We start from the raw sequence: 7,280 nt of genomic DNA on the forward strand, positions 1-7,280 counted from the left end.
CCTTGAACGTCAGCGGTTCGCTGGCGAGTGCCAACGTCGCCGTCAATAGCGGCGCGACCCTGACTGGCAGCGGTGCGCTCGCAGGCGCGGTTAATGTTTCCGACGGCGGTCACCTTGCACTGGCGACCGGCAGCACGCTGTCGGTGGGTGCGTTGGCGTTGAGCGGCAATTCCAGCCTCGATGTCGGCCTCGGTGTGCCCGTGGTCGGCGGCGGTAACGCGCTGCTGAATGTCGGCGGCAACTTGACCCTCGACGGTGCCTTGAACGTCAGCGACATCGGCGGTTTTGGCAGCGGCGTGTATCGGCTGATCGACTACGTCGGCGGCTTGACCGACAACGGTCTGCAGGTCGGCAACGTGCCGGGCAGTGTGCTGCCGGGTGATCTGCAAGTGCAGACTGCGCTGGCCAATCAGGTGAACTTGCTGGTAACCGCACCGAACGTCACCGTGCAATTTTGGGACGGCGCGCAATTGCTCGGCAACGGCGCGGTCGATGGCGGCAGCGGCACGTGGGGCAGCGGCACTAGCAACTGGACCAACGTCAACGGCACCGCCAATCAGGCGTGGGCCAACAGCTTTGCGGTGTTCCAGGGCACGGCGGGTGATGTCACTCTCAACGGTGCGCAAGCGATCACCGGCATGCAGTTCGCCAGCAACGGCTACCGCTTGTTGAACGGCACGGCCGGCGAACTGACGCTGGTCAACGGCAGCCTCGGCAACTCGACGTTCCGCGTCGATCCGAACGCTACCGCGACCGTCGACGTAGCGATCAATGGCGCCGGCACTTTGGGCAAATACGACGCCGGCACTTTGGTGCTCAACGGCGTCAACGGCTACACCGGCGGCACCGCGCTGAACGGCGGCACGCTGGTGGTGGGCAATAACGCGGCGCTCGGCAGCGGCGCATTGACCGCCGCCGACGGCACCACGCTGGACAGCAATACTGCCGTCAACCTGGCCAACGCAGTGCTGTTGAACGGTGGATTGAATGTCGGCGGTTCCAACGCCTTGACCCTCAACGGCGTGGTCAGCGGCAGCGGCAGATTGAGCAAAAACGGCTTGGCGCGGCTGACCTTGAACGGCAGCAACACCTACGCCGGCGGCACTCAATTGAATGCCGGCACGCTGGTGCTCGGCAACAACAGCGCAATCGGCACTGGCGCACTGGACGTCGCTGGCACCGCGCAACTGGACAGCACGGCCGCGCTGCAACTGGCCAACAGCATCAACCTCGGCGGCCAGTTGAGCCTCGCGGGTGCGCAGGACACCACACTCAGCGGCGTCATCGCCGGCAGCGGCAGCCTGGTGAAAAACGGCAGCGGCGCTTTGTCGCTCAGCGGGTCCAACACCTACAGCGGCGGCACCACGCTGAACGGCGGCAGCACCCGCGGCACCACCGCCAGCCTGCAAGGCGCGATCGTCAACAACGCCGCGCTGACCTTCGAGCAAACCAGCGACGGCACCTACACCGGCAACCTCACTGGCGCCGGCACGCTGAACAAAACCGGGACCGGCGAATTGTTGCTCACCGGCACCAACAGCTTTACCGGCGACACCAACGTGCAGGCCGGTTCGCTGATGGTCGACGGCACGCTGAACAGCGCCAATGTCACCGTCGCCAGCGGCGCCACTCTCGGTGGCAGCGGGCAACTCGGCGGCGCCGTGCAACTGGCCAGCGACGCAACATTGGTCGGTGGCGGCAACGTGGCGCCGCTGTCATTCGGCACGCTGGCGTTGGCCTCGGGCACGGTGCTCGACTTCACTCTTGGCGCGGCGACGGCTTCGACCAATGTGGTGAATGTCGCCGGTAACCTGACCCTCGACGGCACGCTGAACATCACTGATGGCGGCGGCTTTGGCACGGGCGTCTATCAACTGTTTCGCTACGGCGGTGCCCTGACCAACAATGGTTTGATCTACGGCAGCTTGCCCGGCGCGGTATTGCCGGCGAGCCTGACCTTGCAAACGGCGTTGGCCAATCAGGTCAATCTGCTGGTGGAAAGTGCGCCGGGCCAAGTGCAGTTCTGGAACGGCGACAAAACCAATGCTGACGGCACAATTGGCGGCGGCAGCGGCACCTGGGGTTCGGACACCAACTGGACCAACGCCAACGGCACCGTCAGCGAGGATTCGAACAATCAGTTCGCAGTCTTTGGCGGGCAGGGCGGCACTGTCACCGTGGTCGGCAATCAGGGCTTTACCGGGTTGCAAGTGCTCGACAACGGTTATCGCCTGGTCGCAGGCGCGGACGGCAGTTTGAGCCCGATCAATGCGCTCGATGGCAGTCTGGCGGCCGTGCGCGTCAACAGCGGCGTGACCACGGAAATCGCCGCGCCGCTGGTGGGCACTGGCGGGATCGAGAAACTCGATTCCGGCACGTTGGTGCTCAGCGGCGCCAACACCTATAGCGGCGGCACCATTGTCAGCGGCGGCACGCTGGTCGGTAATACTGCCAGCCTGCAGGGTCGCTTCCTGGTCAATGCGCGGATGCTGTTCGCCCAACTCAGTAGCGGCCGGTTCAACGGCGTGCTCAGCGGCACCGGCAACGTGGTCAAGCAGGGCGCAGGTCTGTTGTTGCTGACCGGTGATCAGCCGTTCAGCGGCACAGTCGATGTCGAGCAAGGCACGTTGCAAGTCGGCGACAGCAGCACGCCAAGCACCCTCGGTGGCCAGGTCAATGTCGCCAATGGCGCGGCGTTGAGCGGCAATGGCAGCGTCGGTTCGATCAACAACAACGGGCTGGTGGTCTCCGGTGCCAATGCCAGGGTGCTGCGCGTCGCCGGCAACCTGACCAACGCGCCAACCGGTGTGCTGGCGCTGACCGTCACTTCGCCAACCGTCACGCCTTTGGTGGTCGGTGGTGCGGCAACCCTCGGCGGCGGCTTGGTGGTAAACAATCTGCTGCCCTATACCGGCGATGCGTCCTACGCGCTGATCACGGCGGGCGGCGGCGTCAACGGTACGTTCAGCGCCACCGATCTGCCGGAGCAGGCGTTCCTCGACACTTCGCTGGTGTACAACGCCAACGAGGTGGCACTGAACGTCAGCCGCAATCAAAACTCGTTCGCCGCGGTCGCTGCTACCAGCAACCAACGCGCAGCCGCTTCGGCGCTGAGCAGTAACGGTGTGGCGGGCGCAGCGTTGCAAAACGAGATCGTCAACCTGAGCAGCGCCGGTGCCCGTGCGGCATTCGACAGTCTGTCCGGGGAGATTCACGCGAGCACCGCCAGCGCGATTCTCGAAGATTCGCGCTACATCCGCGACGCGGTCAACGACCGCATGCGCCAGCCGTCCTGCAGTGGGCCGGATGATCCGCGCCGCGCGTTGGCGCCTAGCGAAAATCGCCTGACCAGTGGCGGCTGCCACGGCGAAATGGTCGGCTGGATGCGCGCACTTGGCGCCTGGGGCGAGATGGACGGGGGCAATGGCGCCGCCAGTCTTGATCGCAACCTCAGCGGTTTCATGCTCGGCACCGACAAGCAGATCGACGCTCAGTGGCGTGCCGGGATGGCCGCCGGTTACACCCGCAGCGACCTCGACGCGCACGACCGTCGCTCCGACGCCACGGTCGAAAGCTACCACTTGGCGGCTTACCTCAACTCGCAGTTCGATGCCTTGGCGGTGCGTTTGGGCGCGGCTTACAGCTGGCACGACATCGAGACCAAACGCGACGTCAACGTCGGCGCCTACAACGATCGGTTGAAAGGTGATTACGACGCGCGCAGCGCCCAGGTGTTCGGCGAAGTCGGTTACACCGTCGAAGCGGCCGGCATTGCCCTGGAACCGTTCGCCGGCCTGTCCTACGTCAATTACGACAGCGACACGGTGCGTGAGAAGGGCGGCGTCGGGCGCCTGAAAGCGGATTCCAGTCAGGACATCACGTTCTCGACCCTGGGCCTGCGCGCCGGCAAAGTCATCACCCTAGCCAACGGCGGGCAATTCACCCCGCGCGCGGCCATCGGCTGGCGCCACGCGTTCGGCGACACCAAACCGGATGCCGACCTGAGCTTCATCGACGGCGGCGCTTCGTTCACCACCCAAGGCGTACCGATCGCCAAGGACAGCGCGCTGCTGGAGGCGGGCGTGGACTTCCAGATCAGCCCGACCGGCAAACTCGGTCTGGGCTACTCGGGGCAGGTCTCGGGTAAAAACGAGGACCACGCGATGACCATCAGCTTCAGCCTCGGCTTCTGATCGCGGGAGAAGTGTTTTAGCCGCCCGCAAGGGCGGTTTTTTTTGTGCGGTCAGTCGAGGCGGTGTGTTGATCGTTCCAACGCTCTGCGTGGGAACGATCATATTTCTTGCGTGAGCCTGCTCGCGATGCGGCCCGAAAGGTCGAGATCAATCCGGTCTGCTAGAATCGCCGGCAATTGACCCCACAAGGTGCACCCATGAGCGAGCCGATTCGTCTGACCCAATACAGCCACGGCGCAGGATGCGGTTGCAAGATTTCCCCGCAGGTCCTGGAAGTGATCCTGGCCGGCAGCGGCGCGCAAAACCTCGACCCGAACCTCTGGGTCGGCAACGCCTCGCGCGACGATGCGGCGGTCTACGCCATCGACGACGAACGCGGCGTAGTCTCCACCACTGACTTCTTCATGCCGATCGTCGACGACCCGTTCGACTTCGGCCGCATCGCCGCCACCAACGCGATCAGCGACATCTACGCGATGGGCGGCGATCCCTTGATGGCGATCGCGATCCTCGGCTGGCCGGTCAACGTGCTGGCCCCGGAAATCGCCCGCGAGGTGATTCGCGGCGGTCGCTCGATCTGCGACGAAGCCGGGATTCCGCTGGCCGGCGGCCATTCCATCGACGCCCCGGAGCCGATCTTCGGCCTCGCCGTCACCGGCCTCGTGCAAAAACGCCACATGAAACGCAACGACACCGCCACCGTCGGCTGCCAGTTGTACCTCACCAAACCGCTGGGCATCGGCATCCTCACCACCGCCGAGAAGAAGGGCAAGTTGCGCAACGCCGACATCGGCCTCGCGCGCGACTGGATGTGCACGCTGAACAAACCCGGCAGCCGCTTCGGCAAACTGGCCGGCGTCACCGCGATGACCGACGTCACCGGTTTCGGCCTGCTCGGCCACCTGGTGGAAATGGCCGATGGCAGCAACGTTACCGCGCGCATCGAATACCAACGCGTGCCACGTCTGGCCGGCGTCGAGTATTACCTCGAACAGGGCTGCGTGCCCGGCGGCACCTTGCGCAACTTCGACAGCTACGCGAGCAAACTCGGGCGCCTGCAGGAACTGCACAAACGCGTATTGTGCGACCCGCAAACCAGCGGCGGTCTGCTGATCGCGGTCACGCCCGAGGGTAACGCAGAGTTCCTCGCAGTCGCCGCCGAACTTGGCCTCGATCTTCAGCCAATTGGCGAATTGGTCGAGCGACAGACCAACGCGGTCGAGGTGTTTTGATGCCCATCGAATACACCGATTACCGCGACATCTTTCTCAACGACCGACCGATGATGGACGCGCGCGCGCCGGTCGAGTTTCTCAAGGGCTCGTTCCCCGGCGTGGTCAACTTGCCGCTGATGAACGACCACGAACGCCAGCGCATCGGCACTTGCTACAAACAGCACGGCCAGGAAGCGGCGATCACCCTCGGCCATCAATTGGTCTCGGGCGACATCAAGGCTGAACGTATCCAGGCATGGGCTGATTTTGCCCGAGCGCATCCTGACGGTTATTTGTATTGTTTTCGCGGCGGCTTGCGCTCGCAGACCGTCCAGCACTGGCTCAAGGACGAGGCGGGCATTGACTATCCGCGGATTGGCGGTGGTTATAAAGCCATGCGCACGTTCTTGCTGGAGACGGTCGATCAGGCGATTGCGCAATGCGATTTCGTTCTGCTCGGCGGCATGACCGGCACCGGCAAGACCGAAGTGCTGGTGCAACTGAACAACGGCCTCGATCTGGAGGGTTACGCCAATCATCGCGGCTCCAGTTTCGGCAAACGCGCCACCGGCCAACCCTCGAATATCGACTTTGAAAACCGCCTGGCGGTGGACGTGCTGAAGAAGCGCGCCCAAGGTCTCGAGCAATTTGTGCTGGAAGACGAGAGCCGCGCGGTGGGCAGTTGCGCGTTGCCGCTGCCGCTGTATCAAGGCATGCAGCAGTTCCCGATGGTCTGGCTCGAAGACAGCCTCGAAGGACGCGTCGAGCGGATCTTGCAAGATTACGTGGTCGACCTGTGCGCCGAATTCATTGAGGTGCATGGCGAAGAAGGCTTCGCGCTGTTTTCCGAGCGCTTGCTGGAAAGCCTCAACAACGTGCAAAAACGCCTCGGCGGCGAACGCCATCGGCGCATGTTGCTGCTGATGGAAGAGGCGTTGATCGAGCAGGCGCGCAGCGGTGCGGTGGATCTGCATCGGGCGTGGATCGAGGGTTTGCTCAGCGAATATTACGACCCGATGTATGCCTTTCAGCGTGAGAAAAAAGGCACGCGGATCGAGTTCGCCGGGGAGCGCGGGGCGGTGATTGAGTACCTGCGCGAGCGGAATAGTCGGCGGGTTTGATGTTGTCCGGGCTGACGCTTTCGCGGGCAAGCCTCGCTCCTACAGGGGATTGCATACAACCTGTAGGAGCGAGGCTCGCCCGCGAAGAGGCCCGATCAGCCGCCCAATCCGTTAAAGCAACGCCGCCCCAATCAGCCCGCACACCACACCAATCGCCATCGTCATCAGCGCCACGCTGACCAACACCCGCGTATCGAAATCCTTGCGCAGCATCAGCAGCGAGGGCAGGCTGATGCTCGGCAGCGTCATCAGCAGCGCAACCGCCGGCGCGGTGCCCATGCCCAGGGTCATCATGGTTTGCACGATCGGGATTTCCGCAGCAGTCGGGATCACGAACAGGGTCCCGATGATTGCCAGCGGCACCAGCCACAACAGGCTGTCGGCCATCGCGCCGTCAATGTGCGGGAACACCCAGACGCGCACCGCGCCGAGCACCAGCACCGCCAGGATGTAGATCGGAATGGTGCTCCAGAACAGCTGCCAGATCGTCCGGCCCCAGCGCGTCAGGAAGGGTTGCGAATCGACTTCGCGAGCCTCGGCGACCGCTTCGACGGCAGCTTCAGGCAAGACTTCCGGGCCGGAAATCCGCTGCGCCACCCACGACACCCCGAACACCAGCACGATGCCTGCCACCAGGCGCAACGCGGTGAAACCCCAGCCGAGCACGAACCCCATGAACACCAGCGTCGCCGGGTTGAGCACCGGGTTGCCGATCCAGAACGCCAGCGCGGCACCGACCGAGACATTCTGCC

4 protein-coding genes are annotated in these 7,280 nt (G+C 64.1%); 3 read left to right on the plus strand and 1 reads right to left on the minus strand.

Annotated elements, in window-relative coordinates:
* The 3 genes from BI292_RS07740 to mnmH form a co-directional block, all read left to right on the plus strand.
* Window positions 1-4,193: autotransporter domain-containing protein (locus tag BI292_RS07740; protein WP_157831226.1), on the plus strand; the 4,193-nt coding region annotated here is incomplete at its 5' end.
* 197 nt (window positions 4,194-4,390) lie between these two features.
* Window positions 4,391-5,425, plus strand: coding sequence for a selenide, water dikinase SelD (gene selD, locus BI292_RS07745; protein WP_092279846.1), 1,035 nt, complete (start codon window positions 4,391-4,393; stop codon window positions 5,423-5,425).
* Window positions 5,425-6,528: a tRNA 2-selenouridine(34) synthase MnmH gene (gene mnmH / locus BI292_RS07750; RefSeq protein ID WP_101207517.1), complete on the plus strand. Its 1,104-nt coding sequence runs from the start codon at window positions 5,425-5,427 to the stop codon at window positions 6,526-6,528. Before selD ends, mnmH begins: the two co-directional genes overlap by 1 nt.
* A 111-nt stretch (window positions 6,529-6,639) precedes the next feature.
* Here the strand turns inward: mnmH and BI292_RS07755 are convergent.
* Window positions 6,640-7,280, minus strand: a 641-nt coding sequence (locus BI292_RS07755; protein ID WP_178076544.1) for a permease, incomplete at its 5' end; no start/stop codon positions are given.

It is taken from the genome of Pseudomonas sp. 43NM1 (assembly GCF_002836905.1).
GTDB classification, from domain to species: Bacteria; Pseudomonadota; Gammaproteobacteria; order Pseudomonadales; family Pseudomonadaceae; genus Aquipseudomonas; species Aquipseudomonas prosekii.